Genomic DNA, 26,852 nt, shown 5'->3' with positions numbered 1-26,852 from the left:
CAGTTTTTAGAAGATCATAATGGATGGTTTAAAGCCGCTGTAGACCGATATAATCATACCAGAACGATAGAGAAAGCGTATACAAAAAGGAGGCTGGAAGCATGTCGGAGAGCATGCAGACCCGAGACCGAAACATCGCCCGGGAGGCCGATAGGGCAGCCGGCAGCGAAAGCTTGTGCAAAGGCTGCCGCGAGAGCGTCGCCGTTCCGGAATCGCATCTAGCGAGAATCTTGGCCAAGATTCGTCCCGAAGACAGCGTGTCCGAATTTCTGTACGAACAGCGGCTGTCCGCGTGCGGCTCATGCGAGAGCTTGTCTTATGGGACGACTTGCATGCACTGCGGCTGCCTCGTTGCCATCCGCGCCAGGCTCAAGACGAGTCATTGTCCGCACCCTTCGGCCGGCAAGCGCGCAAGCTGGGTACTGGCCGTTCAAGCAGAAGCGCACGCTCAAATTTGAGAGGAGAATCACCATGTTGAAAGCCGTCGTACATACCGATTGGACTACGGGTACGATCAACCGCAATCTATACGGGCATTTTGCCGAGCATCTCGGGCGCTGCATCTATGAAGGTCTCTGGGTCGGAGAAGACTCTCCCATCCCGAATACGGACGGAATCCGCAACGATGTTCTGGAAGCGCTGCGCAAGCTCCATATTCCGGTGCTGAGGTGGCCCGGAGGCTGCTTCGCCGACGAATACCATTGGCGGGACGGCATCGGCCCCCGCGAGTCGCGCAAGGAGATGATCAACACCCACTGGGGCGGCGTCGTCGAGAACAATCATTTCGGAACGCACGAGTTTTTCCGCCTATGCGAGCTGATCGGAGCCGAGCCTTATATATGCGGCAATGTCGGCAGCGGCACGGTACAGGAAATGTCGGAGTGGCTGGAGTACATGACGTTCGACGGCGAGTCCCCTCTCGCCAATCTGCGCAGGCAGAACGGCCGGGATAAGCCATGGAAGCTCGCCTACTTCGGCGTCGGCAACGAGAACTGGGGCTGCGGCGGCAATATGCTTCCGGAGCATTATGCCGATCTGTACCGCCAATATCAGACGTACTGCCGCCAATACGGGGACAACAAGCTGTACAAAATAGCCGGCGGAGCCAATTCCGACGATTACCGCTGGACCGAGGTGCTGATGCAGAAGGCCGCCGGACAAATGGACGGCCTCAGCCTGCATTACTACACCGTTCCGGGAACGTGGCAAGAGAAAGGCTCGGCAACGGAGTTCGGCGCCGAGGAATACGCCCGTACTCTCGTCAGGGCTTTCCATATGGATGAGCTTCTGACGCGCCACAGCACCGTCATGGACCGGTACGATCCGCAAAAGCGGGTCGGGCTCATCGTCGATGAATGGGGCGACTGGTTCGATGCGGAGCCGGGAAGCAATCCCGGCTTTCTCTTCCAGCAGAATACGATGAGGGACGCTCTCGTCGCCGCCATTCATTTTCACCTCTTCCATAAGCATTGCGACCGGGTCCGGATGGCCAATATCGCCCAGATGGTCAATGTGCTGCAGGCTGTCGTCCTGACCGAGGGCGACCGCCTGCTGCTGACGCCGACTTATCATGCGTTCCAGATATACGCCGTGCATCAGGATGCCGAAGCGCTCGCCTTGCATGGAGAGTTCGGATCGTATACGGCAGGCCAGGACTCGGCAGCGATGCCGCAGGTCGGGGCAACGGCTTCCCGCAAAGACGGCGTCATCCATGTGAGCCTGTACAACCTCCATCCGGAGAAGCCGGCGGACATTGCGCTGGAGCTGCGCGGATCGAACGTTCGATACGAATGCAGCGGACAGCTTCTGGCCGGCGACTCCATCCATGCCGCCAATACGTTTTCAGATCCCGGGCGGGTCGTCCTGAAGCCGCTCGACAGCATCGAACCGATTGAGTCCGGGTTTGCGGTGAAGCTGCCGCCCGCGTCGGTTGCGACGATCCGGTTCGCCATGTAAACTCGGAGCAGCGGCTCTTGAAGATGGAATCGACAAAAAAGCGAGCCGCTCCAGCGGCCCGCTTTATTTTGGCTCGGCAGCATTCATCCTTGATCCGGACCAGCCAGGAGGAACCTTAACCATGATCATCTCCATGAAATCGAATCTGCCCATTTCCCCTGACGTCCTGTGGAACCATTTGAAATCCCCTCTCACCTTTCAAAAAGTCGCCTCTCCGCTCATGGGCTTCAAGCCGCTCGGCGGGAACCGGCTGCCTGAACAATGGTCGACGCGGTCATATCCACTCCGAATGGATCTGTTCAAGCTCATTCCGCTCGGCAGCCATACGATTTCGTTTCTCTCCATCGATGATCGCAGCCGGGTCCTGTCGACGGATGAATCCGGCACGATCATCAAAACATGGAGGCATACGATGGCGGTACATGCCGGATCGTCGGGAACAACAGCCGTCTTCCAAGATGAGCTTCATTTCAGCAATGGCCTTCTGACTTGGCCCACCTATATCGGCGTATATTTGTTTTTCGTCTACAGACATGCGCGCATGCGGCAGCTGATCCGCAGCGGGAGGCTGAACTAGCTCTCTGATCGTTCGGTGAAGCCGACACGGCTTCCTTCCAGCCCCCATCTCCCGCTCTCCGTTTGGCCATGCATGTTCTCGAATCGACATCTATACAAAATCTTAATCCTTTATAGAAAAGTCGAGAATCTATCCTCGGCTCGTTCATGCCATAATGGAAGAACCGATTCGTCGACATGTCAATCGCGATCGAGAATGCTATGAATCTATCGGAGTGATGAAACGGATGGATCCGGGTACGAACGCAGAAATGGTTCCGCTGAACAAACAGCGGGCTCTCATGGAAGTCCTTCAAGTGTCGATGAAGCTGGGTTTGACCGCTTTCGGCGGTCCGGTCGCCCATTTGGGCTATTTTCATCACGAATACATCATCAAGCGCAGGTGGATGGACGAACGAAGCTATGCCGATCTTGTCGCGCTATGCCAGCTGCTCCCCGGTCCCGCGAGCAGCCAGGTCGGCATCGGAATCGGCCTTGTCCGGGCCGGCTTGTTAGGCGGCCTCGTTGCCTGGCTCGGTTTTACGCTTCCATCCGTCATCGCGCTCTCAGGCTTCGCCCTTCTGCTGAAGGGATTCGATATTGGAGGCATGGGCTGGATCCATGGCTTGAAGATCGTAGCCGTGGCCATTGTGGCCCAGGCGATTGCAAGCATGGGACAGAAGCTGGCGCCTGACAGGATCAGGGCAACCATTGTCGTGCTCGTATCGGTCATTACGCTGATGTGGCAAGCGGCATTCAGTCAGGTTCTGCTGATCGCGGCGGCCGGTTTGGCCGGAATAGGGCTGTACGGGAAATCCGATGGTACGGATGTTCCGAGCCTGGCGGTCCCGATCAGCCGCAGATTCTCTGCCGCATGTCTGGCGCTCTTCTTCGGATTGCTTCTCCTCCTCCCCTTGCTGAGCCGGCTGTATCCGAGCGGATGGATTTCGCTGTTCGATCGTTTTTACCGCGCAGGCTCCCTCGTATTTGGAGGCGGCCATGTCGTGCTGCCTCTGTTGGAGCGGGAAGTGGTTCCGGCAGGCTTGGTAAGCCAAGCAGACTTTCTCGCCGGATACGGTGCGGCGCAGGCCGTCCCGGGACCGCTGTTTACTTTCGCCGCTTACTTGGGAGCGATGGCCAAAGGCCTATCCGGAGCGGCAGTCGCTACCGCCGCGATCTTCCTGCCTGCGTTCCTGATCGTCGCCGGCGCTTTGCCGTTCTGGGATTCCCTTCGCCGAAGCCCACGGGTTCAAGGGGCGATGACCGGCATCAACGCTGCCGTAGTCGGCATTTTGCTGGCCGCATTGTACGATCCGCTGTGGACTGCCGCCATTGCCGGCCCCGCCGACTTTGCTCTCGTTTCCATTCTTTATCTCATGCTGACGTCATGGAAGCTGCCGCCTTGGATCGTGGTCATCGCCGGAGCGGCAGGAGGCCTGCTGACCGGAATCATCTGAACCTGGCAATAAGATCGCTTATAGGTCAGGCTTTGCCGAGAAAGCGCCAGAAGTTCTTATGGAACAAGTCGTTCAGATCCCTTTCGATTTCCTGCTCGGTGAGAGTCCAGCCGCTGTTTTGCAGCCGTTCGTATTTGTCGGCCATAACATTTCCGATGATCGTCCTGGAATATCCCCATTTGTAGATCAGCTGCTCAAGCACCCGGCAATCCGAATGCTGGGGGATGACGGAAGTGCCCAGCAGCTCGATCCGCATCCGGGTCATCTCCTCCACCATGGAGTCGATATGCAGGAACCACCAGCAACCGAATATCATCAGGTTTCTGAATTTGCGGGCCAGCACGGCAAGCTCATGCTGGTTTTCCCGTGCGAGCATCGTGACGAGAAACTTCTGACGGGGATATTTGCGGCATAGCGCCTCCACAGCTCCGCTGTCGGAACGCATGCTCATATCGCCGGCCGACTGAAGCTGCGGATTCACCCGTCTGCGGACGCCGATCATGAGCGCAAACGGAATGCCCTTGTCCGTGCAGACCGGGATCATCGCTTCATCGATCATCCGGCTGCGATGATCGTCGGCAGGATAGGCGAAATCGCCCGGCATGGATACGGCCAAATACAGCGCGCTCATCCGGTCCACCCATTCCGATAGGAAACGTCTGGTCTCCTCTATGGTCCGCTCCGTCCATTCCTCCTGCACGTCATAATCGAGACCGCGCAGCTGGATCACCGCATTCGGCCAATCATTGAGCAGAGCGTCTACCCGCAGGGCGGCCAGGAAGCGGTCATCCTCAGAGCCCTTTCCGGCAAGCCACACCTCCCGTTCCACCGGATCGAACGGATCGTTGGTCATGACGATCCTGCTGACGCCGGCAATCCTCATGACGATGTCCGTCTGCTCTCTCGCCGTCCGATCCGCGAAAGCTTGCCGATAGTCGTCCAGATTGCGGGAAGCGACCGGCAGGCCAAGCTGATGCAGAACGGAAACGACTCCGCTGGCGGCTTCGCTTACGGGCGAATGATCGAGGAACAGGTGCTGCCAGATAAAGTCGGCCTGCTCCTTCTTGGACTTGGACCAGAATGCGTCGTAATCTTCATCCGACCAGCGGAATGATTCCGAGATCAGGTAATGATAGATCAAGAGCTCGTCGATTCCCCATAAAAGCAAGTCTCCGAATTGAGGTGCGTATAGATGCGTATGCATATCCGTTACCGGCATCGTTCGGGCCAGCCGCATGACGGTGGCGCGCACGGAGGAAGCTTGTTGCCCGATTGAAGTCATCATCGTGGTCGCTCTCCTTCATCTTCGAAATCTCTCGCATTAAGGCCAGTGTAACATTGCAAGGTCTTGCCCGGCATGTTCTTCATTGGCTTGCTCGGCCTTTCATTTATATCTGATTGGTGTCATGAGAAGGAAGCTATGGTAAGGTAATAGGAAACTCTCCCGATAAGGAGCCGTCTAAAAATGACGCTGCGCGAGCAGTTCCAGCTTCCCATTGAAGCGCTTCATAATACTTCGCGGATACCTGCAACCTTCCATTCCCATCTGGATTACGAAATCTACTATTTCCACAGCGGCAGATGCACCTATCTGATCGGAGACAAAATCTATGATCTGGAGCCCGGCGATCTCATTCTTCTCAACGGCACGACGCTGCATTATCCGAAAGTGGATGAGCAGGTCGGCTACATTCGGACGATCATCCACTTCAATCCTTCGTTTGCCGGCCAGCTGCTGCGGCCACCATTCATCCAGACCGACATTTTGAAGCCGTTCGAGGAAAGCAAGAACATGCGCCTCTCCGTGGAGCGATCCGACCGGGAAAGGCTGGAGCCGCTGCTGCAGCGTCTCTGCCTGCTCTATGCCGCCAGCGACACGCTCTCGCATGACCGGTTTCTCCTCGCCTTCACCGAGCTGCTGCTGCTTATTCGTGAGCTTTCCTCGAAGCCTCAAGCAGAAGGCTCCTTTCCCGCCTCGGCCAAGCAAGCCAGCGCGCAGCGGGTCATCTCGTATATCGAGGCGAACTTCGCGGAAGACATTACGCTGGACGGCATGGCCGCGGAGCTGCATGTGAACAAGCACTACCTGGCGAAGCTGTTCAAGGAAGTGACGGGCATCACCCCGTTCCACTATTTGTACCAACGACGTGTAAATGAAGCCAAGGTGCTGTTCGCTATGGACCGGCAAAGGCCGGTCACTGATATCGCCTACCGGGTCGGCTTCAAGCATGGATCCCATTTCAGCAAGACGTTCAAGAAATACACAGGCATGTCGCCCGATCTGTACCGGAAGGGAATCCGCCCGCAGGTTTGATTGCAATCGATTTCATCGGGATAAGTGCCTCTCCTCTACGGACTGATTCTATATTTTTTCCCCAGCTAGTTGAATGGTCCAGGTCACCCTTCTCTATCGCGAATATAGTTGGTAGGAGACAACCAACGACGGAGGGATCCTGTGCCTTTTTGGAACAACAAGTATGGCAAACATCGGATTATGATGAAGAAGGAAGAGCTAGCCAAACATTTGCCGCCTACGGCAACGGCCACGAAAGAATCCGTCCGGCGAATGGCGGAGCGGCATGGATCGGTTTATTTGAAGCCCATTCTCGGCACAGGAGGCTTCGGCATCTTCAAGCTGTCCCTGGAGAACGGAAAATTCCGGCTTCAGAACGGCACTCGAAGCCGTCTATTCGGGCAGTACGAAAAAGCTTATGCCGCATTCGTTTCCTCGTCGCAAAAAAAACGGTATCTGGTTCAGAAAAGCATCCCGCTTATGCGCATCAAAGGAAGGCCTTTCGACCTTCGAATCATGGTGCAGCGCAATTCCCGGCATGAATGGGAAGTAACGGGAACGGTCGCAAGGCTTGCCCTCCCCCGCAAAATCGTGACCAACTATCATAGCGGAGGCAAGCCGATGCCGCTGTGGGATCTGCTCGGTTCCCATGTGCCGAAGGCGGACCGTCCCGGTTACGAGAAGCGTCTGAACCGGCTTGCGCTTCAGGCAAGCAGCCATGTGGGCGCCTACTTCCCGCGTTTCCGCGCCTATGGAGTCGATGTCGGCATCGACGAGAAGCTGCGTCCCTGGATCATTGAAGTGAATTCCAAACCGGACAAATCCATCTTCAACGCGCTGCCGGACAAACAAATGTACCGAAAAATACTGCGTTACGGCCGCCTGCCAGGAACGGCACGAAAACAAGGTTCCACGACGAAGAAATGACCAAGAGCACTAACCAAGAGCACTAACCAAGAGCACTAACCAAGAGCACTAACCAAGAGCACTAACCAAGAGCACTAACCAAGAGCACTAACCAAGAGCCAATCAGGCATGCCTTTTCGGCTTCCGCCGCCGGCATAAGGAACAACGTAAAGCCCCCGCATAAGATACGATTGTATCTTGCACGGGGGCTTCGTGTTGATTCGTTGGTTGGATCAGTTGTAGAACTGCTTGTCCACATTGTATTTCGACTTGAACTTATTGACGATATAGGTTTCGTAAATGTCCCGGTCGACCGCGTCCTCTACGACGCAGACCGCGATTTTGGCCACTTCGTCGCGATGCTTCTTCATAGGCGATACAGAGTCCTCGAAATGCTTCTTGATTCTAGGCCGCAGCTTCCGCGCCTTGCCGACGAACAGCAGCTCGTCCTTGGCGTTGTAGAACATGAAGATGCCGCCTTTTTCTCTCGTAATCAGGTGGAAATCCGTAAACCCGAAAATATGGCTCTGGTCGGGATTGCTCTGTTTGGTAATGGTGACTTCCGGTGTCGGAATGGTGATGCTTATCAAGGCTGTTCACGTCCTTTTTCCTATCGATCAGAAGAATTATACCATGGATGAAGAAGGAATTCCTTAACGGTCAGCTGCCGGCGGCAATGGCTTCGATCTCGATCATCAGCTCTTCCCGGATCAGCCGGCGGACTTCCACGGCAGAGCTTGCCGGGGGCTGCGTCGTGTCGATGAATTGATCCCGAATCTCTCGGACGACCGGCATGCCGGAAATATCGGTCATGAAGAAGGTCAATTTCACGACATCCCGGAAGGCCATGCCGACGGCCTCAAGCGCAGCGGCGATATTTTCAAACACCTGTCTCGTCTGGGCGGCAAGGTCCCCATCGCCAATCAGCTGCCCTTGTTCTCCGAATGCCACTTGCCCCGAGACGTACACGGTTCTGCGGGAAGTCGTCTCTACGACATGCGTATAACCGAAAGTAGGAGCCAGCTTGTCCGGATTCACGAAACGGGCAGGATGTTGTTCATTCATCGGTAAGCACCTCTCTTTTTTTGACGCTGCTCGGCCCGACTGCCGATACAGCCCTAGAGCCTTGTCGTAGTCGGCGCGATGTGACCTGCAACGGCATCGGTCATCGGAAGGCTCGTACAGCCGTATAGTCCGGCTATTCATAGCAAGTCCATGTTCTCCTTTTCAAGGCTAGGCGTGGCCTGTTTGGGAGTTGGTCCAACAGCAATATATTCTCCTTCGGTCTTCACACCCCCTTCCTGACGGCCTTCTTTTCTCCGGTCCGGCTCAGCGGCAGCCAGAATTATAGATTAAGATGATTATAGAGAATGAAGATGCTATGATAGATTCATATCTGTCCTGAAATCATCAACTTGCATCCGCATAGAGAGAATTGAGGATCCGTCTTGAAGAAATTCAAAAAATTCTATATTGAAATTACGAGCGTATGCAACCTCGCGTGCACGTTCTGCCCTCCGACCAAGAGGGAGGCCAGCTTCATCAAGGTCGATGACTTTGTCAAGAGACTGGACGAAATCAAGCCTCATACCGACTATATCTATCTTCATGTGAAGGGAGAGCCGCTGCTTCATCCCAAAATCGATCAGCTGCTGGATCTCAGCCATGAGCGCGGCTTCAAGGTGAATATTACGACCAACGGAACGTTGATCATGAAAAATAAAGCCAAGCTGCTGAACAAGCCTGCGCTTCGCCAGATGAATTTTTCCCTGCACAGCTTCGACGGCCATATCGGCTCTACCAACAAAGAAGCGTATGTATCGACGATCCTGTCGTTCATCAAGGAGGCTCTGGAGTCGACGGACATTCTATTCTCGCTCCGGCTCTGGAATCTGCGTACGGACAACGCGACCAACCAGGAAATCAAGCGCAACCGCCAGGTGCTCGAGATCATTGAGCGGGAGTTCAATCTGGATTATCAGATCGAAGAGAAGTTCCAGCGCGGCTCGGGACTCAAAATCGCCGAACGGCTCTATCTGAACCAGGACCACGAATTCGAATGGCCGGATCTGGACGCCGAAGAGGACGACGGCAAAGGATTTTGCCATGGCCTCCGCAACCAAGCCGCCATTCTCGCCAATGGAACGGTCGTTCCATGCTGCCTGGACGGCGAAGGAATCATCAACCTGGGCAACATCAACCAGAAGCCGTTCGCCGAGATTATCGAGGGCGACCGCGCGAACAAGCTGTACGACGGGTTTTCCCGCCGCGAAGCCGTCGAGGAATTATGCCGAAAATGCGGCTACCGCAAGCGGTTCGGCACCTGACTGCGATAACGTCTTCCTGGTACGGCAGCCGGCTCAAAGCGCTGCCGGAAAAAAGCTCACTCCCGAATGTCCGCCTCAGGCGGTCCACGCAGGAGCGAGCTTTTTTAGGTCTCTCGAATTTGTTTCGGCTTGGAGGGCCGGGTCGGCTCGTAATGAACATGAACCTCGTACACATCCTCGGTACGGATCAGCTCCTCCTCCACTTCCGTCGCGATATCATGCGCCGTCTGAAAATCGGAATCGGCGGCTACAAGAATGACAATGTCGACAACCGCGTTGTTTCCGTAATTTCTCGCGCGGATGCTCTTGACTCCGCGGACGCCGGCAACGTTCAGCACGATTTCCTTGAACGATTGAATACGGGTTTCATCGAAGCCGTCGGATAGATGATGCGACGCTTCGCGGAATATGTCCCAGGCCGTCTTGCAGATGATGAATCCGACCAGAACGGCGGTCAGCGGGTCGAGCCATGGCAGATGAAACTGGGAGCCGATAATGCCGATGACGGTGCCGATGCTGACAAAGGCATCGGAGATATTGTCCTTCGCGGCCGCCATGACGGCTTGGCTGTTGATCTTCGCCGCCAATTTTTTGTTGTGCCGGTACACGAAGTACATGACGGCGGCACTGGCCAGACCCGTCCATGCGGCAATCAGATCCGGAGATTGCTCCTTGCCTTCGAACATGGACATGACGGCTTCGTAGAGCACCTGCAAGCCTACCGCCATCATGATGAACGACGCGACCAGGGAAGCGATCGTCTCCGACTTCCAGTGTCCGTACGGATGATCCTCGTCGGCAGGCCTTTGAGCGAGTCTCAGTCCGATCCATACGGCGATCGAGGCGACGATGTCGGTCGCATTGTTCAATCCGTCCGCGCGCAGCGCTTCCGAATTCGATGCATACCCTATGATCAGCTTGAGCGCCGACAGGCAGATATAGGCGAGAATGCTTATGACCGCCCCGCGCTCTCCCAATTTTAGATTATCGTATCTCTTTTGCTGCTCTTCCATCTGTAGGTCTGACTCCCCTCGACTCCCTCTTCCAATCAACCTGGTTATGGTAACAAGAAAGGAGCGAGTGGGTCTAGAGAAACGTTTTTTTCTTGGCGCTCAATTAATTTAGGCATGTAAATAATGTTTCTTTCACGCCACTCTTTAGGACAGGTTCAATTGTTCGCAGCAAAAGAATGGAAACTAAAAAAGCCGCTTCGGAAAGCGGCATAATAATGGATGACTTTTTTGATCTTCTGCAGCAGGAGGAGTTCATAGTAAGGAATTAATGGTATTGCCCGGCAATAGGCTCCGGGATATCCTTGTGCAGCTTGGAGAGGAGCACGATCTGGCCTGCATGATACCCGTAATGGGCGGCCACCTGGATCAGCAACCGGCCGATCTCTCTCGTCTCGAAGGCCGTCTCCGCGTCCGCTTGAACCTTCAGCATCCGGTTCCAGTCTTCCAGCCGGTAGACAATCCGGACTTCCCTGCCGAGATCGCTCCCGGTCAAAGAGGACAGAATTTTCGTCGACTCGGCTCTCGTTTCCACCAGCAGGCTGCCCAGCTCTTTTTTCGTCCTGCCGCCCTCGGCAGTGAATTCCTTGGAGCGCTCCCGGATGAAAGGCTTGCCGCCGATGGAGCTGGCGATGCTCTGATATTCGTTTCCGGCCAGATGCAGGCAGAGGTTGCCGATGCTGTTCGTCGAAGACTTCAGCCGCTGCCATATCTGCTCCTCGTCGAGATGGTTCATGCTTTTCAGGATGCGCTGCAGCTGTTTGTCCATATCCTCGAGCGTGTACTTGATCCATTCCAGCATGAAGACTCCCACCTCCCGCCTATCTCTTCCCAGTTTACCCGGAAGAACCCCGTTCGCCCAGCCCCATCGGCGTTATGGCCGCCATGGCCTGCTCAGTGGGCTGCCGTATATTCTTCTTCGGCTGCCGGATCGAACCGTTCCCTGCCCATGGCGAATGCGGCGGCAAGAGCGATGACGGCCGGAATGATCGCCCAGGCGAATGTGTGCGAGAGCGAGGAGGAGAGCGCATCCGTAATTTTGTCCAAAATATCGGATGGGATTTTGTCCCTCGTATCCGGAGTCAGGATGCTGCTGGGATCGCTCAGATCCACGCTGTCCGACGTTCCGCCCGGGCCGCCGAAGGAAGCGGACAGCTTGTTCAGGAACAAATGGCTCTGGACGATGCCGAACACGGTAATTCCAAGCGTCATCCCAAGCTCCCTACTGAAGCTGAGCGTCGAGCTGGCCGATCCCCTTTGCTTGGCTGCGAACCCATGGATCGCCGCATTGCTGAGGACGGAGAACGAAGAGCCGATGCCAAGACCGACCAGAATCATGAGCAGGGTGACGACGATTCGGGAAGTATCGGATGCGAGCCCAGCGAGCAGCGCAATGCCGGCGGCCAGCAGCGTCAGTGTCGAAATCATAATCGAGCGGTAGGTGAACTTGGCCAGCACGAAGCCTCCTCCAGCCGCGGTTACGACGGAACCGACCATCATCGGCAGCAGCACCAGTCCGGAGTTCGTGGCCGAGCCGCCGAATACGCCTTGAATGAACACGGGGATGTACACCGATGCCGTGATAAATGCGGCGCCGCTGAAGACGGCCATGATAGTGCTCGTGGAATAGAGGCGGTTCCTGAACATGCCGAACGTAATGATCGGTTCCTCGGCCCGCTTCTCGATAAAGACGAAACCGATGATGAGAACGGCAAAGGCGAGGAACAGGCCGAGAATCATGCCGGAATTCCAGGCGTACTCCTTGCCGCCGAGCTCAAGCGCGAACATCAGGCAGAGAATGGAGGCGACCAGCGTGAAGGCGCCGAAGTAGTCGATCCTTTGCCTGGCGTGCTCGACGGACTCCTTGTAGAAAAACACGATCATGAAGAAAGCGATGATTCCGACGGGCAAATTGATGTAGAAAATCCAGGTCCAGTTGATGCAGTCCGTGATGTAGGCGCCGATCAGCGGACCGAATATGCTGGAGATGCCGTATGCAGCGCCGAACAGGCCGCCGATCTTCCCTCTTTTCTCCGGCGCGACTACGTCGAACATGATCGTGAAGGCGATCGGCACGAGCGCGCCGCCGCCGATTCCCTGGATCGCCCTGTAGATGCTCAGCTGCACGATCGTCTCCGCCGTGCCGCATAGGGCCGAGCCGATCATGAAAACGATGAGGCCGAAAATGAAAAATCGTTTGCGGCCGTACATATCCGACAGCTTGCCGAAGATCGGCATGCCGGCCATCTCTGCGACCATATAGGCGGATGTGACCCACATCAGCTTGTCGAAGCCGCCCAGATCGCCTACGATCGTTCCGATCGCCGTCGCGACGATGGTGTTGTCCATTGATGCCATAAGCGTGGCCAGCAGCAGGGCTGCGATGATTACGCCGACTTTGTTAGGTTTTTCCATGGCTTCTCTTCCTCTCGTCGATCTCTTGCAGTTCCATCTTCCCCAATTCCATCGTTAGCGGCAGGCTCCCCGCTTCCCATCTCGGCCATTCCGGATTTCTTTGCAATTGAATCTCGTTTTGGTACAATTAATCTAAATTCATCAAGTATCTCGTCTGACTAATATCTTGGTAATCGAGATATATGTATAGTAAAAGGAGGGTTCCCTTTTGTCAAGCGAACGAAATGACCAGCCGACCGCGGAGCAGGAGCAATTCACCCTGCGGATGCGGAGCCTTGGCACCCGTACCGTCCTTTACCAGCAATATGTCGCCTCTTCTCTAGGGCTGTACAATAACGATTATCTTTCCATCGACATTCTCCACGAAAAAGGCCCGATCACCGCAGGCGAGCTGTCCAAGCTCACCGGTCTTGCGACGGGCAGCGTCACCGCGCTGATCGATCGGCTCGAGAAAAACGGATTCGTGCGCAGGCAGACCGATCCGAAGGACCGCCGCAAGGTGATCATCGTTCCCCAATATGAGGATAAGGAAGAAGTCAGCGAGACGTACGATCCGCTGCATGCGAAGATGGTCGAGCTGGCTGCTTCCTATACGGCGGAAGAGCTCAAGCTCATTACAGAGTTTTTGGGCAAGGCGAGCGACGTGATCGAGGAGCAGATCTATTCCCTCAGTGCGGCACCCAAGAGCAAATCCTTGCCGAAGTGACCAAACGAAAAAACCGCGGATATCCGCGGTTTTTTCGTTTCTTCGCTAGGGAGTTGCCCATGAAGAGAATTGCGTTCATGCGGGGTCAAGCGTGCAGCCTGCCTTCAGGCCGGTTAGTTGACCGCCCAGATGGTTGCCGTCACTCTGGCTTCGCCGCTGCTGGTTAGAGCATCGGACCAGGTGACGACCTGGCCCGGCTGAGGAGAGGCCGTCAGCGAGCCCATCGCATCGTCGCCGCTCGTTCCGTCGGAATCATTGATCTCGATGGAAATGGCGCTGCCGGCAGGAACATTGACGTAGCGGTCGTTATAGGCCGAGCTGTATTGATTCGCGAAGGTAGCGTCCAGCGTTCCCCATGCAACGGAGAAGGATTGGCCAATCGGCGCATCGTTCTTCTTCCATAGCCTGTCGTCGGAAACCCCGCTTCCGTTGGCGCGGATTTTGACATAGATGTCGCTGCTTCCTCCGAATGGATCCCGGTTCGCCAAGCTGGTCATTTTTTGGACTTGAATGCGATGGGAATAATACGGATGGCGTACATATACATGCGAGAAGTTGCCAAGCCCGTTCAAATGCGTATCCACCATATGAGCGGAAAATCGCCGGCAAATGTCGGGCCGTCGTCAAGATCGTCCCAAACCCAAGGCATGGCGGCGGAGTCAGGCTGATAATTGTCGCCGTCGAGCTTGCCCCAGCTGCCGAAGGTGCGGCCGTCTCCAATGTCATAGCGGCGGTTCCAGAAGTCGTCGAAGGAAAGCAAGTCGTAGCTGTATCGTTTCGTATAGCTTCCCGAAGCGTCCGTGACGACATCGGCACGGGCTCCGTAATAATAGACGATGCCGTCTCCGCCAGGTGCTCCGGTGCCGTCGTAAGCGTGGTTGCCGTGTCCCCCGATCGGACTTTGGCCGTTGGATTGAATGAATACCTTCGCATGGGAGCCGTTGAACAGGACGCCACCGTCCAGATTGTCGGATCCGCTTGTCAGAGGCAGATTGCTGTATTGATACATCTGGTTGTGCGCCACCGTCTCCATGAGCTGGAAGGAGCCATACGCGCTTCCGTCCTTGCGCACGACAACCATCAGGCCCTCGAGGTCGTTTTCGTGCTTGTCCAGGCTCAAGGGGCCGTCGTCGCGGGCATGGTAGTCGTAATACCCGATGAAGTAATGGCTCTCCGTCTCGACGACCGAGTAATAGATGTACGATTTCAAAGGAAAGCGATCGATATTTTCCCAGTTGTTGTTGCCGGCCCAATCGCCGTCATAATTGAAATTCGTCACATAATCGGCCCGGTACCCATAGGTGTCGTTGACGTCCTGGTAGAACTCCGGCGCCCAGTAAGCGGCGAGCTCCCGTTCCGAAGCCGCATGAGCGTGGCCCGGATTTCCAAGTCCCGCCATCGACAAGGAAATGACGCTTGCCAACACCAATCCCAACCATTTGCGAAGCTGCTTCATCCCTACTACCTCCTGATTTGTATTGCTGTCTGACATCTTGATGTCAGACAGCTTATTCATCATAAAGGCCGTTTGTAACGTTTGCGTCATCGGCTTCTCAAGCTTATGTAAACAGCAGAGAAAGCAGCGAAGGCTGCAGATTCGGATTGGAGGCGACCAGCCTCTTGTGCTGCAGAGCAAAGGGCTCGCCCCGGTCATTGGTTACGACACCCCCTGATTCCTGCACGATCAGCAGGCCTGCCGCCACATCCCAAGGGTAAAGCCCGTCATGCCAAAATCCCGACAGCCGGCCGCTTGCAATATGGCATAAATCCAGGCTGGCAGCCCCCAATATCCTCACGCTTCGCGAAACGCCCGCGACCCGCGCGACCTGGGAAGCCGCGACGGAATCCTGCCTCCAATCCGAAGCCTGGAATCCGGTGGCAAGCAGCGAGCAGGCTATATCCCCTTCCGAATCGGCTTGAAGCCGGATTCCGTTGAGAAAAGCCCCTCTTCCCTTGGAAGCCTGAAACAGCTCGCCTGTTGCCGGGTTGTACACGACTCCGTGAAGGGGAATTCCGTCCTTCACGATACCGATGGAGACAGCGAAATGCGGAATGCCGTGCACAAAATTGACGGTTCCGTCGATCGGATCGACGATCCACCCGCAACCCGCAGGCGGAGCGCCGATAAAGCCGAAACAATCCCCGGAACCGTCCTGCTCCTCGGATAGAATCCAATGGTCCGGATAATCGAGGCCGATCCTTTTCCGAATTAGGGTCTCGCTCAGCAGGTCGACTTCCGTCACCAGATCGCTCCGGTTGACCTTGTCTCCGAGCTTGTACGGTTCCTTCATCCGCCGCACAATCTGCTCTCCGGCTTCTCTCGCATACGCAATCGCAGATGCCAGCAGCTGCTCCTCTTGCTCCCGATCGTTCGTTGCGTTCATCGTCATCCTCCAATCCACGCTTCGATGGATCCGGAGATCAATCTCTTCTTCTCCATAGGCGCTGACGCGCCTGTAAGGTGATAGGCGGTTCCGCGCGCGGAGCACAGCTCGCTCCAGCGTTCCTCCATCGGCTGCGAGCGGTCGATGGAGATAGGAATGACGGCATGCGCGGGAGCCGCAGCCGACAACAGCTGGCCATCGAAAGCATCGTCCAGGCCATGATGAGGAGCTTTAAGCACGCAGCAGCTCAAATCGGTCCGCTCGGAGAGGCGTTCCCAGCCGGCTGCCAGCAGATCCCCTCCGAACAGGATTCCTTTCCCCTCTGCGCCGGCTTCTTCCAGCCGGTAGACGGAGCTGTCGTCGTTGGAGCGGTCAAAAAAGCCTTCCAGCTGCGCGAGCCATTCTTCCGATGCAAGCTTCCCACCGCGAGCGGCTTCTCTGAGAACTTCCAAGCCTGGAAGCGGATCTGCCGCCCAGGGATACAAATGATCCAGCCGATAAGGACCTTCCTCCCATATCGTCGAGCCGCCTGCGAACCCGTATTCGGATCTCCACCGGATCGCCGTCCCCTGCTCTCTCAGCAGCCGGATCAGCTCCCTGTAAGCGGCCAGGATGACGAGGACCCGGGATTGTGGCGAGCTCAGTTCCAAGCCCGCTGCCTCCGACTCCGGCGCTTCCATGTCCATCACGGGAATTTCGTAAGGAAGGACGGCATGGACGACCGTAAGGCTCCGGGCCACATCCAGCAGGCCGTTCAGATGGTCTTCGTGAAGATGCGTCAGGATCATCCAATCCAATCGTTCGATGCCCTCCCTTTTCAACCAGGAGAGCGGATGATCACGATGGGAGGCGAGAAGGCCGTCTCCACCGTCTATCAAGGTCACATTCCCCGACGGGGCGTGGATCAGGTGGGCGTCTCCCCACCCGACGTTCAGGAAATGAACGGCAGCATGCAATGGCAAACTAATTCCTCCTCTTTACTCTTTCCTTCCGCTGCCAGGGAGAACATGGATCCGCTCCGGATCCAGCCGCAAGGTGACGCTGCCCTGCAGAAAGCCGCGCGCACTCGGATCGGCATCATCGACCAGGAAGGTGGCCGAGCCGCAGCGGACCTCATACCGGATCATCCGGCCGAGGAAGCTGCTGCTCTGGATCTCGCCGCTCCAGCAAGGAACGGCTTCAATACCGCCTTCCCCGTCGGCGCCGATCGAGATGCATTCCGGACGCACCACCATCGCGATCTCTTCGCCGACGACATAGTGCCGGCCATGGGAAGGGATTCGGATCACCGAGGGCTCGCAGCGGACGATCAGCTCGCCGCCTTTTATCTCCGCTATTTGCCCTCGAATGAAATTGGCCGTACCGACAAACGAAGCGACGAACGCATCGTTGGGCTTGAAATAGATTTCCCATGGAGTTCCGGCCTGGCGGATGCTTCCTTGCTCGAATACGGCGATCCGGTCCGACATCGACAGAGCCTCGTCCTGGTCATGAGTGACGAATACGGCCGTAATGCCGGTCCGGCGCTGAAGCTCGCGCAGCTCTTGCCGGACTTCGACCCTCATCTTGGCGTCCAGATTGCTGAGCGGCTCGTCCATCATTAGAATCTTCTGTCCGGTTACGAGCGCGCGCGCAAAGGCGACCCGCTGCTGCTGGCCGCCGCTCAGCTCTTTGGGCAAGCGGCTTCCCAGGCCATCCAGCCCGAACATGCCGAGCATATCATCCACTTTGCGCCGGCTTTCGCTGCGGGATGCCTTTTGAAGCTTCAAGCCGTAAGCGATATTCTCTTCCACGGTCATATGGGGAAAGAGCGCGTAATCCTGAAAGACGAGCGGAGTTTGGCGCTTGAAAGCAGGAAGTCCGTTTACCGGCCGGCCATCGATCCGGATAATGCCGCTGTCCGGCTCGTTGAATCCGGCTATGAGCCTCATAAGGGTCGTTTTGCCGCAGCCGCTCGGCCCGAGCAGCGTCGTGAAGCTGCCTGCCGGAATATCAAGGCTTACGTTGCGGATAGCGGCGAACGAGCCGAATGATTTGGATACATGTTCAATTTGAATATGGGCTTGAGATGGATTCATCGTTTCCTCCGATCCTGGGTGAACGGGATAAGCCGCGATAGGGCAAGCACGGCGAAGGCTATCGAAATGAGGACGACAGTGAATGCCGAGGCTCCTCCCCATGCTCCGCTTTGAACGAGAGCGAGTATGGATACCGTGCCGACCGAAGTATGGGCGGAATAGAGGAAGATAATGACGCTCAGACAAGTGACGGACCGGAGAAACGATACCGAGATTCCGGACAGGAACGGTCCCTTGAGCAGCGGAAGCAGTATGCCGAGCAGCGTGCGGAAGCTCCCCGCTCCGAGGTTGTGCGAAGCGTCCTCCAGCGAACGGCCGATCTGCTGGAACCCGGCCGAGCAAGCGCTGTAGCAGGTCGGCAAATTCCAGAACATCAAGGCCAGAATCATGATGGCGGATGTTCCGCTGAGCTGGATCGGCGGCTGATTGAAGGTCAGCGCGAAGCCAAGGCCGAGGAAGACGCCGGGGACGGCGCCGGGAAGGATGGCCAGGAAGTCGAGCAGCCGGTTGATGCCGATCCGCTTGCGGTGGACGATGTAAGCAAGAATCAAGCCCAGCACCGCGGCCCCTATCGAAGACAGCAGCGCATAGCGGATGCTGTTGTACAGCTCCTGCTGTTTTGCCGTGACGTAGTTCAGATTGTCCAAGGTGAAGCTCCAGTCGTAGCCCCAGGTTTTCGTGAAAGCGCCATAAACCAGCACCCCATATACGGCAAGGATGAATAAGGAGATCGACAGACAGCATGCGAACAGGGTCCACTTGACCCCTGGAGCGGCCGGGTAGGCTTGCAGGCTGGATTCTCTGCCGGTTACGGTGATGTAGGAGCTTCTTCCGACCCATAGCCGGTTGACCAGGAACAGGCCGAGAGCAGGCAGCAGCAGAGCCGTCGACAGCACGGCGGCCGAGGAGAGGTCGAACCAGCCGGACATCTGCATGTAGGCCTCGGTAGGAAGCAGCGTGAAGTTGCCCCCGATGATCATCGGATTTCCGAAGTCGGCCAATACGTTCATCGCTGTGATCAATGCTCCTCCGGCGATGCCGGGCCTGCACAGCGGCAGAAAGACATGCCTGAACGCCTGCCATCTCGTCGCGCCGAGATTATGCGCGGCATACTCCAGATGGACGGCGGACGATTGCAGCACGCCATAGATGACGGCATAGGCGTAAGGGAAAAAAGTAATCGTCTGGACGAGCCAAAGCCCGTGCCACCCGTATATATCCACATTGAAGTGAAGCAGCTGCTTGGTGACCAGTCCTTGCCTGCCGAAGAGCAGAATATAGGACAAAGCCACGATAAAGGGCGGAGAAACGATAGGAAGCAGCGTCACGAATCGAAAAAGCCCTTTGAGCGGCACATCCAGCCGGGCAACCGTAAAGGCGAACAAAAAAGCGATCGCCGTGCAGGAGAACGTGGACAACACGGTCATCATCAGACTGTTGAGGGCCGCCTGCAGCCATCTGGAGTTGGTGAACAGCTGGGCATAGTCCGCTGGATGCGGATAGCTGACCACCTTGGCAATCGGCCAAAGCACAAAAAAACCGGTAATGAGCAGGGCGGCTGCGAGGACCGCCGCCAGAATGGGCTCCTGCTTTACTTTTTTGACTTGCTTCCATGCGTCCGATAACGCTGATGCAGACATTTAGGTTCACTCCGTTCCAGGACATTGCGGAAAAAGAGACGGGAACGCTCCGCTCGCCGCAAGGCTGGAAGGTTCCCGCGAGCCAGGCCGACGGTCAGCCCTTTATTTCGTTCCGGCCATTTCGGTGAACTGCTTCACGACATCGGCCTTCATGGCGGCCGCTTTGGCCCGGTCGTAATCGACGAGATCCACTTCGGATACCGGGATCATTCCTTCCGGCGGCGCTACGTCGCTGCGTACGGAATAACGGTTCGACATCTTGGTATTGAGCTCTCCGGTTTCCTTTGTCAGCAGCCAATCCATGAATTTCCGGGCGTTGTCCGTGTTGGCTCCGCCATGGATGATGCCGGCTCCGCCGATCTCATAGGCGGTCTGCTCCGGCACGATGACTTGGATCGGATAGCCCTGCTTGGCCGATTTCACGATATCGTGTGCCCAGGACATGCCGGCAATGAACTCTCCGGTAGCGGTCAGCTGGATGCCGTCGCCTGCTTTGGGCGTGTAATGGTGGACGTTGGCGTTCAATTTCTTCAAGTAGTCCCAACCTTGCTGCTCGCCGAGACGGAACAGCTGGTCCGCTACAAAGATATAGCCGCCGCCCGCAGTTGCCGGGTTGGAGGTGATGAATTGGCCTTTATAGGCCGGATCGAGCAGATCATCCCAGGTTTTGGGCTCTTGAACGCCTTTTGGCGCCAGCTCCTTCTGGTATCTCTCGGTGTTCAGCACGATGCCGAGAACGCCCATGTACCAGCCCTGCCAATATCCGTTCGGGTCGTTGAATTTGGCATCGATATCGGCTGCGTTCGGGGACGTGTATTTCTCCAGAATGCCCTGCTCTGCCAGCGGCTGGTAGAACTCCACGGAACCGCCTACGAGCACGTCCGCCTTCGGCGAGTTTTCTCGGCTTGGACCCGAGTGCTTGCTTCGCCTGCGCTGCCGAGATTCAAGTACTCCATCTCGATGCCCGTATCCTCCTTGAACTTCTGCTTCAGCTGGATCATGTCGTCCTCGTTCAACGCGGAATAAACGACAAGCTTGTCCGATTTCGGCGTGACCGGCTCTGCCGCGGCTTGATTGCTCTCCGCAGCGCCTTTCAGCGCATTCGCCTCCGCTCCGCCCGTGTTGTTCTGTCCGCAAGCGCTCAGAACGGTTGCCGCAGCAAGCACGACCAGCCCCAAGGAATGCTTCTTTCTTTTCCCCCAACTTTTTAGCATGCTCCATCCTCCTCATTCATCTGACAAGCTGTCTGACATCTATAACTTTAAAAAACAAATGTTTGCGGAACATAATCGAGTCGTTAAGGTTTTATGAACGAACATAAAAAAAAACCGCATCGCCCCTGTCGAGGGCAAGCGGTTTATGGGAAAGTCGTTCAATCCCGTTTGACATACAGCTTGAAAGCACTGCTTTTCAAATAATCGAGCGAGTAAAAGACGGGACGGTCGTCCTCTCCGAAATGAAGCTGCTTCAGCAGGATGAGGTCCCCTCCGAGCATCTCGGCAGCTTTGCGGTCCCTTTCCTGAGCGGCGCCGACGGGACAGATCTCGGTCAGGGCGTACGAGATGCGGATGCCCAGCTTTTCCTGCAGGAAGTCGAAAATCGCGCCGGAAAAGCCTTCTTCGAAATGACTCGCCGCAATATCCTTCGGGAAGATGTTGTAGTAAAAAGCCACCTTCTGATCGTCGGCCGTTCTCAGCCTCTCCAGCACGACGACCGGATCCCCGCTTTGCAGCTTTTCGGACCAGTCGGGCTCCGGCTCCTGCGAATAGATCTTCACATAAGCTTCGCTGTCCTTGTAGCCGACACGCTTGATCATCTCTCCGAGGCTGCTCAGCTTGTTGAGCGGGTTCATGATGAGGGAGCCCTGCTCGTTCACGTAGGTGCCGACGCCATTTTTGCTTAGCAGCACGCCTTCTCTCTGGAGCATCTTCAGCGACTCCCTGAGTGTCGGGCGGCTTACTTCGAATTCCTTCGCCAAGGCGGGCTCGGAAGGAAGCTTGTCCCCAGGCATCAGTTCTCCGCTCTTGATTCTCCGTTCAATCTCTTCTTTGACACGAATATATAGAAGCTTTTTTTCCATGAAGTGTCGATCCTCTCGCCATAAGGAAATGCCGGGCTATTTGGAATTAGGTTATCAAAATTCAGCGGAAACTGCCAGTATGGCGGCGATTACCTGCTGTCCTCGGCAAGCCGACCGCCGATGGGCGGACGGCGGGAGCTCAGCTCAGCCGGTGCCGGCAGCCAGAACGATCCACGCCAGATGATAAGCGGCAAGCAGGGCGTAAACGGCCGCAGCGAAGAGAATCAATCGGGAGAGCAGGATCGAGCTCGTCCTTCCTCCCATGAGCAGAAGGAGCGACGGCAGCACAATCTTGTACCCGTAAAACAACGCGGGATGCGTCCCGTACAATAAAGCCGCGAACGGATTGGCTTCCTGTATGGCGTCCAGCCGGATGCCCGCATCGGTCGCGATGGCGTCGAAAACGGATAGAACGAGAAGAAGCCACTTCATAGCGGCGTTTCCTGATTTGAAGCCCGAACCGGATACCGATGTTCTTGCCTGCATAGCGAAGCCCCCCATCATGATACATATTGTATCATGATGGGGGGCTTCGCTTCCAGCTCCGGCAGCCAGCTCCATAGGTTGACAGCGTGAAGGACCGCATGGATTGCGGATATTGCTAGGCAGGCTTCTCGACATCTCCGGCCATTGCTTGCCGCACCCATTCGTAGCACCGGAGCAGATCGCTGTCGCTGACGTAATCGGAGCGATGCTCGAACATGATCGCTGCATTCGGATTCTGTTCCCGGACAATCCTCGTTGGCCGCTCGTTTCCCCGCTTCGCCTGAGAAATCCGGGTTTGGGTTACAATAGAAAGAGAATTCATCCAAAGGAGGTCTGCATCTTTGCATCAGAGAGATCTAGTAAAACCTGCCCGCGACGGACAGCGCGTTTTTGTCGCCGTTCCTCTGCCTGGTCCCTTGAAGGAGCGGATCGGAGCTTGGTCCGACGAGCTGCGCACCCTCTATCCGTTCCGAAAATGGACGGATGCGGCGGATCTGCATATCACGCTTCAATTCATCGGCGATACGCTGCCGGAGCGAGTGTCGGAGCTGCGGTCCGTACTGGATTCGGCCGCGCAGTCCGGCGCAATTCGGCCGTTCGTCCTGACTTTGAGCGGCACGGGCACATTCGGCATTCCCGAGCGGCCGAAAGTGTTCTGGGCAGGAATCGGCGGCGATAGAGAAGGGCTGCATCAAGCAAGGAACATCGTCGCGGAAGCTGTTTCCGCCCTTGGATTCAAGGCCGAAGAGCGGGCTTACAGCCCCCATCTTACAATTGCCCGAAACTACCGGGGAACGGAGCCGTTTCGGATGCCCAGGCTCCAGCTGCGTCCGGGAGCGTCGGATGCCGGGAATTCCAAAGGAACCGAAGGCCGGCCTGCGGACTGCTCCTCAGCCTCAATGTCCTGGACCGTCGACGAAGTCGTCTTGTACCGGACGCATATGCATCGGCTTCCTATGTACGAAACCGTCGCCCGCTTTCCATTCGGATAAAAAGTTGGCGAGGCGCGGTTCCCGCTTGGAGTCAGATGCGGAACAATCCGTAGCCGGCCAGAGGCACGATGGGATCGGGATCCGATATCAAGCCGTCCGACCGGCCGTTCAGGCGACGTCGACGAGCCAGCGCGTGAATGGAGCTACATGCATCTCCGCCATTTCCTCCAGGCTGAAAAAGCCGGCCGCATCGACCTCCACGCCATCGGGAACCGGTTCGCCGCCGACATAGTCCATCGAGAACGCCACGTACACATTATGAATTTGCCGCGGCTGATCGCGCAGGGCGGCAATTCCGGTGACGACGGCATGAATGCCCGCCTCCTCGAGCACCTCCCGCTGCACGGTCTCATGCAGCTGCTCCAGCTGTTCGGCGTATCCGCCGGGATTGGTCCAGTATCCCCTTCCCGGCTCCTGGGCACGCCGCACGAGCAGCAGCTTGCCGCCGCGCTCCACCAAGGCGCCGACTCCGATGCTGTAATGGCCCCAATGAACGAAGCTGCACGAAACGCAGGCCCTTCTAGGCGTTCCGTCGATATCCCTCGTCTCCATGGCATCCCCGCACGCAGAGCAAAAATTGACTTCCATAGGCCCACTCCTCCGAGATCATTGACACGGCTGCTCTGCCGCCGCTTCTTTTAATTTGTTTGACACTTAGCCTTCCAACCGTGAAATAACGAGCTGAAGACGTTTAATCCCTATACTATCGAACTATCGCTTCATCCGCCATCGGTATTTTCGGCTGGAGGAATGAATTCGGCGGCGGAGCCGGAACCGTTCTTGACCGCATCAACAGGCCAAATAAAAAGACATGCGGAAGGGAATTCCGCATGTCTGCCAAGTCTGCCGATGCTTACTCCTGCGTCTCGAACTTCCAGTTGGGGACGCCTTGATCCTCGATGATGCTGATGGCGACATCCGCGATATCGGGATCGCTGAGCAGGCTGTCCCTGACCTTGAAGATGATGTCGTCCGCGTTCGCAAGCGTAAGGCCGGGCTCCAGCTCGATCGTGCCGTCGACATGATAATAACGGCCTTCCTGAAGAATCCTCATCTGGAAGATGTCCAGAACTTGAGGATGCGCCAGGATGATTCGGGCGACCTTGTCCTCGACATCCCGAGGCGCGGCCACGCCGATCAAGCCGACCATATTGTCGTAGCCGACCCGGAAGGCGACGCCGATCATGAGGAAGCCGATCAGGATGGTCGAGATGCCGTCCAGCAGCTCTAAGCTCGTCAGCGACGTTACGATGACCGCGATCAGCGCGAGCAGCGCGCCCGTCGTGGCGACGAGATCCTCGTAGAAGACCAGCCGGGTCGGAGGCGCGGCCCTGCCTACGTTGCGGAAGGCTGCGGCGACGATTCCCGTTCCCTTGGCTTCAACCCGGGCTTCATGCATGATCTCCTTCATCGCCTTGACGAGTACGAATCCGTCCACCGCCAAAGACAGGAGCAGCACGATCAGATTGAGCCAGAAGCCGCTCGAATGCACAGGATGCGCCAGGAGATGAAAGCCTTCGCGGATCGTTTCGTACGCCATGACGGTGACGACGAGAACCGCGATCATGCAGAAAAGATTGATGACTCGTCCGAATCCGGTCGGAAAGCGCTTGGTCGGCTTCTTCTCGGCCAGGACGCTGCCTGCGAACACAAACCCCTGATTGATCGCATCGGCGATGGAATGCATTGTGGATGCGAACATGGCGCCGCTTCCCGTCGTTGCTGCGGCGATGCCCTTGACGACGGCAAGGCCTGTATTCCCGATCGCCGCTGTCGCTGACGAAGTGTTTCCTTTCTTCACTAGCTGCCAAAAGCCGGTTTTCGTCGAATCGGTGCTCATCGTATGCGTTTCCTCCTGTAATTTCCAAACTGAAGCGATTATACGCTGATGCTGCCCGTAATGTTTCGAAAATTCGACTCTGTCCTGCAGCCGGAATCAGGTTCCGCAAAATGTCCGGTAGGAGGCTGCGGTCTGTCCGGATGGAACAGCGAACTCGTCTTGGCCGGGACGATGGGCGTAAGGGCTTTCCAGCGCCGACAGCAGCTTTTCCATGACGCTCAGATCTCCTTGTTCCGCCGCCGCCAACGCTTCTTCCACCCGATGGTTGCGCGGAATCACCGCCGGATTGCTGGCGCGCATCAGAGCGGCGGACTGCTCGGACGACTGCGGCTGCCTGTCCAGTCTCGCCTGCCGCTTGGCCATCCAGGCCGAGAATGCCTGCGAATCGAACAGGGTATCGCCCTGCAGCCGCTTGCCGGTCGTCAGGAAGCGGAAAGTGTTCGTATAGTCGGCCTTTTCCTCCTTCATCAGCCGCAGCAGCTCGTCCACGAGCTCTTGATCCTCAGGCTCTTCATTGCACAGACCCAGCTTGGCGCGCATTCCGTTCAGCCAGTGCGAGCCATAGGAATCGGAAAATCTTCTGAGCTCATGCTCGGCCAGCCGGACCGCTTCTTCCTCGTCGTCATGCAGCAGCGGCAGCAGCGACTCGGCCAAGCGGGCAAGGTTCCATGCCCCGATGTGCGGCTGGCTGCCGTAGGCGTACCGCCCTTGCGAATCGATGGAGCTGAACACGGTGGCCGGATCGAAGGCATCCATGAAGGCGCATGGCCCGTAATCGATCGTTTCCCCGCTGATCGCCATATTGTCGGTATTCATCACTCCATGGATGAAGCCGGCGAGCATCCACTTCGCGATCAGCGCAGCTTGGCGGTCGACGACCCCCCGGAGCAGGACGAGATGGCGGCCGGCGTCGTCCGATCTGCAGAGTCCGGCGTAATGCCTCTGCAAGGCATAGTCGGACAGACGCTCGAGCACGTCCATCGTCCCCCACTGAGCGGCATACTGGAACGTTCCGACGCGCAGATGGCTGGCAGCCGTCCTCGTCAGGACGGCTCCAGGCAGCACGGATTCGCGATAAACGTCATCTCCCGTTGCGGTCACGGCGAGGCTGCGCGTCGTCGGAATGCCGAGTCCGTGCATCGCTTCGCTGATGATATGCTCCCTCAGCATCGGCCCCAGAGCCGCCCTGCCGTCGCCGCGTCGGGAATAAGGCGTCGGTCCGGACCCCTTCAGCTGGATATCGATCCGATGACCCTCAGGAGTGATCTGTTCTCCGAGCAGGATCGCTCTGCCGTCGCCGAGCCTGTTGAAATGCCCGAACTGATGGCCGGCATAGGCTTGGGCCAGCGGCTCCGCTCCTTCCGGAACGGCATTGCCGGCGAGGAATTCAGCTCCCCGCCCGCCGCGAAGCGCCTCGGGATCCAGTCCCATGGCAGCCGCCAGCCGCTCGTTGAGCACGATCAAGCTCGGGGAAGATACAGGCTTGGGATCGAGCCGGGTAAAAAAGAGCTCCGGCAGGCGGGCGTAGCTGTTGTCGAAGTTCCAGCCATAGCTGGTCTTGCTATCCGTTTCTTTCATAACATCTCCATTGGAATTCGAATTTTGGCATCATTTCCTTATTATACCCTGAGACGGCCCGCTTTCCTCGCTTCATCGAGATTTATGCGGATTTCAAGTCCTCGCATCTTCGAAATCTAGCCATGCGGACAGCAGAAAAACAGCCGCGC

The 26,852-nt window shown here is 56.8% G+C and carries 28 protein-coding genes; 9 read left to right on the top strand and 19 right to left on the bottom strand.

The annotated features are described in order from the left end of the window. Nucleotides 1–101: 101 nt before the first annotated feature. From BN871_RS02945 to chrA, 4 genes are all read left to right on the top strand, one after another. Nucleotides 102–458: a DUF6171 family protein gene (locus tag BN871_RS02945; protein ID WP_174806331.1), complete on the top strand. Its 357-nt coding sequence runs from the start codon at nucleotides 102–104 to the stop codon at nucleotides 456–458. Nucleotides 459–471: 13 nt separating this feature from the next. Then, nucleotides 472–1,956: an alpha-N-arabinofuranosidase gene (locus BN871_RS02940; protein WP_048744376.1), complete on the top strand. Its 1,485-nt coding sequence runs from the start codon at nucleotides 472–474 to the stop codon at nucleotides 1,954–1,956. Between the two features lie 121 nt (nucleotides 1,957–2,077). Further along, nucleotides 2,078–2,533 (top strand): hypothetical protein, encoded by a 456-nt coding sequence (locus tag BN871_RS02935; RefSeq protein WP_048744374.1) that lies wholly within the window; start codon nucleotides 2,078–2,080, stop codon nucleotides 2,531–2,533. Nucleotides 2,534–2,759: 226 nt separating this feature from the next. Further along, a complete protein-coding gene (gene chrA / locus BN871_RS02930) occupies nucleotides 2,760–3,968 on the top strand; it encodes a chromate efflux transporter (protein ID WP_232312775.1) in 1,209 nt (402 codons plus the stop codon). A gap of 25 nt (nucleotides 3,969–3,993) precedes the next feature. Here chrA and BN871_RS02925 read toward each other — a convergent pair whose 3' ends face one another. Beyond that, nucleotides 3,994–5,250 (bottom strand): glucuronate isomerase, encoded by a 1,257-nt coding sequence (locus tag BN871_RS02925; protein ID WP_164762941.1) that lies wholly within the window; start codon nucleotides 5,248–5,250, stop codon nucleotides 3,994–3,996. A gap of 183 nt (nucleotides 5,251–5,433) precedes the next feature. Here BN871_RS02925 and BN871_RS02920 point away from each other — a divergent pair, with 183 nt between their 5' ends. Together BN871_RS02920 and BN871_RS02915 are read left to right on the top strand one after the other, a co-directional pair. Next, nucleotides 5,434–6,282, top strand: coding sequence for an AraC family transcriptional regulator (locus tag BN871_RS02920; RefSeq protein WP_048744372.1), 849 nt, complete (start codon nucleotides 5,434–5,436; stop codon nucleotides 6,280–6,282). Between the two features lie 141 nt (nucleotides 6,283–6,423). Continuing rightward, the gene (locus tag BN871_RS02915) at nucleotides 6,424–7,188 is read left to right on the top strand and encodes a YheC/YheD family protein (RefSeq protein WP_021877322.1); all 765 of its coding nucleotides are present in this window, start codon (nucleotides 6,424–6,426) and stop codon (nucleotides 7,186–7,188) included. A gap of 212 nt (nucleotides 7,189–7,400) precedes the next feature. Here the strand turns inward: BN871_RS02915 and BN871_RS02910 are convergent, their stop codons facing one another. Together BN871_RS02910 and BN871_RS02905 are read right to left on the bottom strand one after the other, a co-directional pair. Continuing rightward, nucleotides 7,401–7,757, bottom strand: a complete 357-nt coding sequence (locus tag BN871_RS02910; protein ID WP_048744370.1) for a nucleotide excision repair endonuclease — start codon at nucleotides 7,755–7,757, stop codon at nucleotides 7,401–7,403. Nucleotides 7,758–7,827: 70 nt separating this feature from the next. Continuing rightward, entirely contained in the window at nucleotides 7,828–8,232 is a 405-nt protein-coding gene (locus BN871_RS02905) for a RidA family protein (protein WP_048744369.1), read from the bottom strand. Between the two features lie 383 nt (nucleotides 8,233–8,615). Here BN871_RS02905 and BN871_RS02900 point away from each other — a divergent pair, with 383 nt between their 5' ends. After that, the gene (locus BN871_RS02900; RefSeq protein WP_021877983.1) at nucleotides 8,616–9,494 is read left to right on the top strand and encodes a radical SAM/SPASM domain-containing protein; all 879 of its coding nucleotides are present in this window, start codon (nucleotides 8,616–8,618) and stop codon (nucleotides 9,492–9,494) included. Nucleotides 9,495–9,598: 104 nt separating this feature from the next. On the opposite strand, the gene BN871_RS02895 is transcribed toward BN871_RS02900, so the two are convergent. The 3 genes from BN871_RS02895 to BN871_RS02885 all read right to left on the bottom strand — a co-directional run bounded on the left by BN871_RS02895 (nucleotide 9,599) and on the right by BN871_RS02885 (nucleotide 12,919). Then, nucleotides 9,599–10,507: a cation diffusion facilitator family transporter gene (locus BN871_RS02895; protein ID WP_048744367.1), complete on the bottom strand. Its 909-nt coding sequence runs from the start codon at nucleotides 10,505–10,507 to the stop codon at nucleotides 9,599–9,601. 265 nt (nucleotides 10,508–10,772) lie between these two features. Beyond that, entirely contained in the window at nucleotides 10,773–11,306 is a 534-nt protein-coding gene (locus BN871_RS02890) for a DinB family protein (protein ID WP_048744364.1), read from the bottom strand. A gap of 92 nt (nucleotides 11,307–11,398) precedes the next feature. Continuing rightward, nucleotides 11,399–12,919, bottom strand: coding sequence for an MDR family MFS transporter (locus BN871_RS02885; protein ID WP_021877980.1), 1,521 nt, complete (start codon nucleotides 12,917–12,919; stop codon nucleotides 11,399–11,401). Between the two features lie 265 nt (nucleotides 12,920–13,184). On the opposite strand from BN871_RS02885, the gene BN871_RS02880 reads away from it, so the two are divergent. Next, a complete protein-coding gene (locus BN871_RS02880) occupies nucleotides 13,185–13,625 on the top strand; it encodes a MarR family transcriptional regulator (RefSeq protein ID WP_048744463.1) in 441 nt (146 codons plus the stop codon). Between the two features lie 113 nt (nucleotides 13,626–13,738). Here the strand turns inward: BN871_RS02880 and BN871_RS02875 are convergent, their stop codons facing one another. The 10 genes from BN871_RS02875 to BN871_RS02830 form a co-directional block, all read right to left on the bottom strand. Further along, the gene (locus BN871_RS02875; protein WP_157060180.1) at nucleotides 13,739–14,197 is read right to left on the bottom strand and encodes a C2 domain-containing protein; all 459 of its coding nucleotides are present in this window, start codon (nucleotides 14,195–14,197) and stop codon (nucleotides 13,739–13,741) included. Further along, nucleotides 14,194–15,081 (bottom strand): hypothetical protein, encoded by an 888-nt coding sequence (locus BN871_RS02870; protein ID WP_048744358.1) that lies wholly within the window; start codon nucleotides 15,079–15,081, stop codon nucleotides 14,194–14,196. The genes BN871_RS02875 and BN871_RS02870 overlap by 4 nt, the downstream gene beginning before the upstream one ends. Before the next feature lie 103 nt (nucleotides 15,082–15,184). Next, nucleotides 15,185–16,009, bottom strand: a complete 825-nt coding sequence (locus BN871_RS02865; protein WP_048744356.1) for an inositol monophosphatase family protein — start codon at nucleotides 16,007–16,009, stop codon at nucleotides 15,185–15,187. Between the two features lie 2 nt (nucleotides 16,010–16,011). Continuing rightward, the gene (locus tag BN871_RS02860) at nucleotides 16,012–16,971 is read right to left on the bottom strand and encodes a ComEC/Rec2 family competence protein (RefSeq protein ID WP_198157997.1); all 960 of its coding nucleotides are present in this window, start codon (nucleotides 16,969–16,971) and stop codon (nucleotides 16,012–16,014) included. Nucleotides 16,972–16,986: 15 nt separating this feature from the next. Next, nucleotides 16,987–18,087, bottom strand: a complete 1,101-nt coding sequence (locus BN871_RS02855; protein ID WP_021877975.1) for an ABC transporter ATP-binding protein — start codon at nucleotides 18,085–18,087, stop codon at nucleotides 16,987–16,989. Beyond that, nucleotides 18,084–19,727 carry an iron ABC transporter permease gene (locus BN871_RS02850; protein WP_021877974.1) on the bottom strand — a complete coding sequence of 548 codons (1,644 nt, stop codon included), beginning with the start codon at nucleotides 19,725–19,727 and terminating at the stop codon, nucleotides 18,084–18,086. The genes BN871_RS02855 and BN871_RS02850 overlap by 4 nt, the downstream gene beginning before the upstream one ends. Nucleotides 19,728–19,829: 102 nt before the next feature. Beyond that, a complete protein-coding gene (locus tag BN871_RS02845; RefSeq protein WP_048744351.1) occupies nucleotides 19,830–20,606 on the bottom strand; it encodes an extracellular solute-binding protein in 777 nt (258 codons plus the stop codon). After that, complete coding sequence (locus BN871_RS28165; protein ID WP_048744348.1) at nucleotides 20,597–20,941, bottom strand: hypothetical protein; 345 nt, start codon at nucleotides 20,939–20,941, stop codon at nucleotides 20,597–20,599. Before BN871_RS28165 ends, BN871_RS02845 begins: the two co-directional genes overlap by 10 nt. Nucleotides 20,942–21,099: 158 nt before the next feature. Continuing rightward, nucleotides 21,100–21,807, bottom strand: a complete 708-nt coding sequence (locus BN871_RS02835) for a GntR family transcriptional regulator (protein WP_048744346.1) — start codon at nucleotides 21,805–21,807, stop codon at nucleotides 21,100–21,102. A 144-nt stretch (nucleotides 21,808–21,951) separates the two neighbouring features. Beyond that, nucleotides 21,952–22,239 (bottom strand): DUF5658 family protein, encoded by a 288-nt coding sequence (locus tag BN871_RS02830; RefSeq protein WP_048744344.1) that lies wholly within the window; start codon nucleotides 22,237–22,239, stop codon nucleotides 21,952–21,954. A 395-nt stretch (nucleotides 22,240–22,634) separates the two neighbouring features. On the opposite strand from BN871_RS02830, the gene thpR reads away from it, so the two are divergent. Continuing rightward, complete coding sequence (gene thpR / locus BN871_RS02820) at nucleotides 22,635–23,285, top strand: RNA 2',3'-cyclic phosphodiesterase (RefSeq protein WP_048744340.1); 651 nt, start codon at nucleotides 22,635–22,637, stop codon at nucleotides 23,283–23,285. 108 nt (nucleotides 23,286–23,393) lie between these two features. Here thpR and BN871_RS02815 read toward each other — a convergent pair whose 3' ends face one another. From BN871_RS02815 to BN871_RS02805, 3 genes are all read right to left on the bottom strand, one after another. Further along, nucleotides 23,394–23,873 (bottom strand): NUDIX domain-containing protein, encoded by a 480-nt coding sequence (locus BN871_RS02815; protein WP_021877969.1) that lies wholly within the window; start codon nucleotides 23,871–23,873, stop codon nucleotides 23,394–23,396. 265 nt (nucleotides 23,874–24,138) lie between these two features. Continuing rightward, complete coding sequence (locus tag BN871_RS02810) at nucleotides 24,139–25,125, bottom strand: cation diffusion facilitator family transporter (RefSeq protein ID WP_048744337.1); 987 nt, start codon at nucleotides 25,123–25,125, stop codon at nucleotides 24,139–24,141. Nucleotides 25,126–25,221: 96 nt separating this feature from the next. Then, on the bottom strand, nucleotides 25,222–26,703 hold the full coding sequence (locus tag BN871_RS02805) for a YdiU family protein (protein WP_048744336.1): 1,482 nt from the start codon (nucleotides 26,701–26,703) through the stop codon (nucleotides 25,222–25,224). Nucleotides 26,704–26,852: the final 149 nt, after the last annotated feature.

Origin of the sequence: Paenibacillus sp. P22 (genome assembly GCF_000469945.2) — a bacterium.
In the GTDB taxonomy this organism is placed as follows: domain Bacteria; phylum Bacillota; class Bacilli; order Paenibacillales; family Paenibacillaceae; genus Paenibacillus_O; species Paenibacillus_O humicus.
Note: the sequence above shows the minus strand (reverse complement) of the source record. Positions and strands in the feature narration are given on the sequence as shown.

Bases quoted from the DNA above. Each gene is read 5' to 3' on its own strand.
- BN871_RS02945 (WP_174806331.1), top strand. From the start codon at position 102: ATGTCGGAGAGCATGCAGACCCGAGACCGAAACATCGCCCGGGAGGCC.
- BN871_RS02940 (WP_048744376.1), top strand. From the start codon at position 472: ATGTTGAAAGCCGTCGTACATACCGATTGGACTACGGGTACGATCAAC.
- BN871_RS02935 (WP_048744374.1), top strand. From the start codon at position 2,078: ATGATCATCTCCATGAAATCGAATCTGCCCATTTCCCCTGACGTCCTG.
- chrA (WP_232312775.1), top strand. From the start codon at position 2,760: ATGGATCCGGGTACGAACGCAGAAATGGTTCCGCTGAACAAACAGCGG.
- BN871_RS02925 (WP_164762941.1), bottom strand. From the start codon at position 5,250: ATGACTTCAATCGGGCAACAAGCTTCCTCCGTGCGCGCCACCGTCATG.
- BN871_RS02920 (WP_048744372.1), top strand. From the start codon at position 5,434: ATGACGCTGCGCGAGCAGTTCCAGCTTCCCATTGAAGCGCTTCATAAT.
- BN871_RS02905 (WP_048744369.1), bottom strand. From the start codon at position 8,232: ATGAATGAACAACATCCTGCCCGTTTCGTGAATCCGGACAAGCTGGCT.
- BN871_RS02895 (WP_048744367.1), bottom strand. From the start codon at position 10,507: ATGGAAGAGCAGCAAAAGAGATACGATAATCTAAAATTGGGAGAGCGC.
- BN871_RS02890 (WP_048744364.1), bottom strand. From the start codon at position 11,306: ATGCTGGAATGGATCAAGTACACGCTCGAGGATATGGACAAACAGCTG.
- BN871_RS02885 (WP_021877980.1), bottom strand. From the start codon at position 12,919: ATGGAAAAACCTAACAAAGTCGGCGTAATCATCGCAGCCCTGCTGCTG.
- BN871_RS02880 (WP_048744463.1), top strand. From the start codon at position 13,185: ATGCGGAGCCTTGGCACCCGTACCGTCCTTTACCAGCAATATGTCGCC.
- BN871_RS02870 (WP_048744358.1), bottom strand. From the start codon at position 15,081: ATGAAGCAGCTTCGCAAATGGTTGGGATTGGTGTTGGCAAGCGTCATT.
- BN871_RS02865 (WP_048744356.1), bottom strand. From the start codon at position 16,009: ATGAACGCAACGAACGATCGGGAGCAAGAGGAGCAGCTGCTGGCATCT.
- BN871_RS02855 (WP_021877975.1), bottom strand. From the start codon at position 18,087: ATGAATCCATCTCAAGCCCATATTCAAATTGAACATGTATCCAAATCA.
- BN871_RS02850 (WP_021877974.1), bottom strand. From the start codon at position 19,727: ATGTCTGCATCAGCGTTATCGGACGCATGGAAGCAAGTCAAAAAAGTA.
- BN871_RS28165 (WP_048744348.1), bottom strand. From the start codon at position 20,941: ATGCTAAAAAGTTGGGGGAAAAGAAAGAAGCATTCCTTGGGGCTGGTC.
- BN871_RS02835 (WP_048744346.1), bottom strand. From the start codon at position 21,807: ATGGAAAAAAAGCTTCTATATATTCGTGTCAAAGAAGAGATTGAACGG.
- BN871_RS02830 (WP_048744344.1), bottom strand. From the start codon at position 22,239: ATGAAGTGGCTTCTTCTCGTTCTATCCGTTTTCGACGCCATCGCGACC.
- BN871_RS02815 (WP_021877969.1), bottom strand. From the start codon at position 23,873: ATGGAAGTCAATTTTTGCTCTGCGTGCGGGGATGCCATGGAGACGAGG.
- BN871_RS02810 (WP_048744337.1), bottom strand. From the start codon at position 25,125: ATGAGCACCGATTCGACGAAAACCGGCTTTTGGCAGCTAGTGAAGAAA.
- BN871_RS02805 (WP_048744336.1), bottom strand. From the start codon at position 26,703: ATGAAAGAAACGGATAGCAAGACCAGCTATGGCTGGAACTTCGACAAC.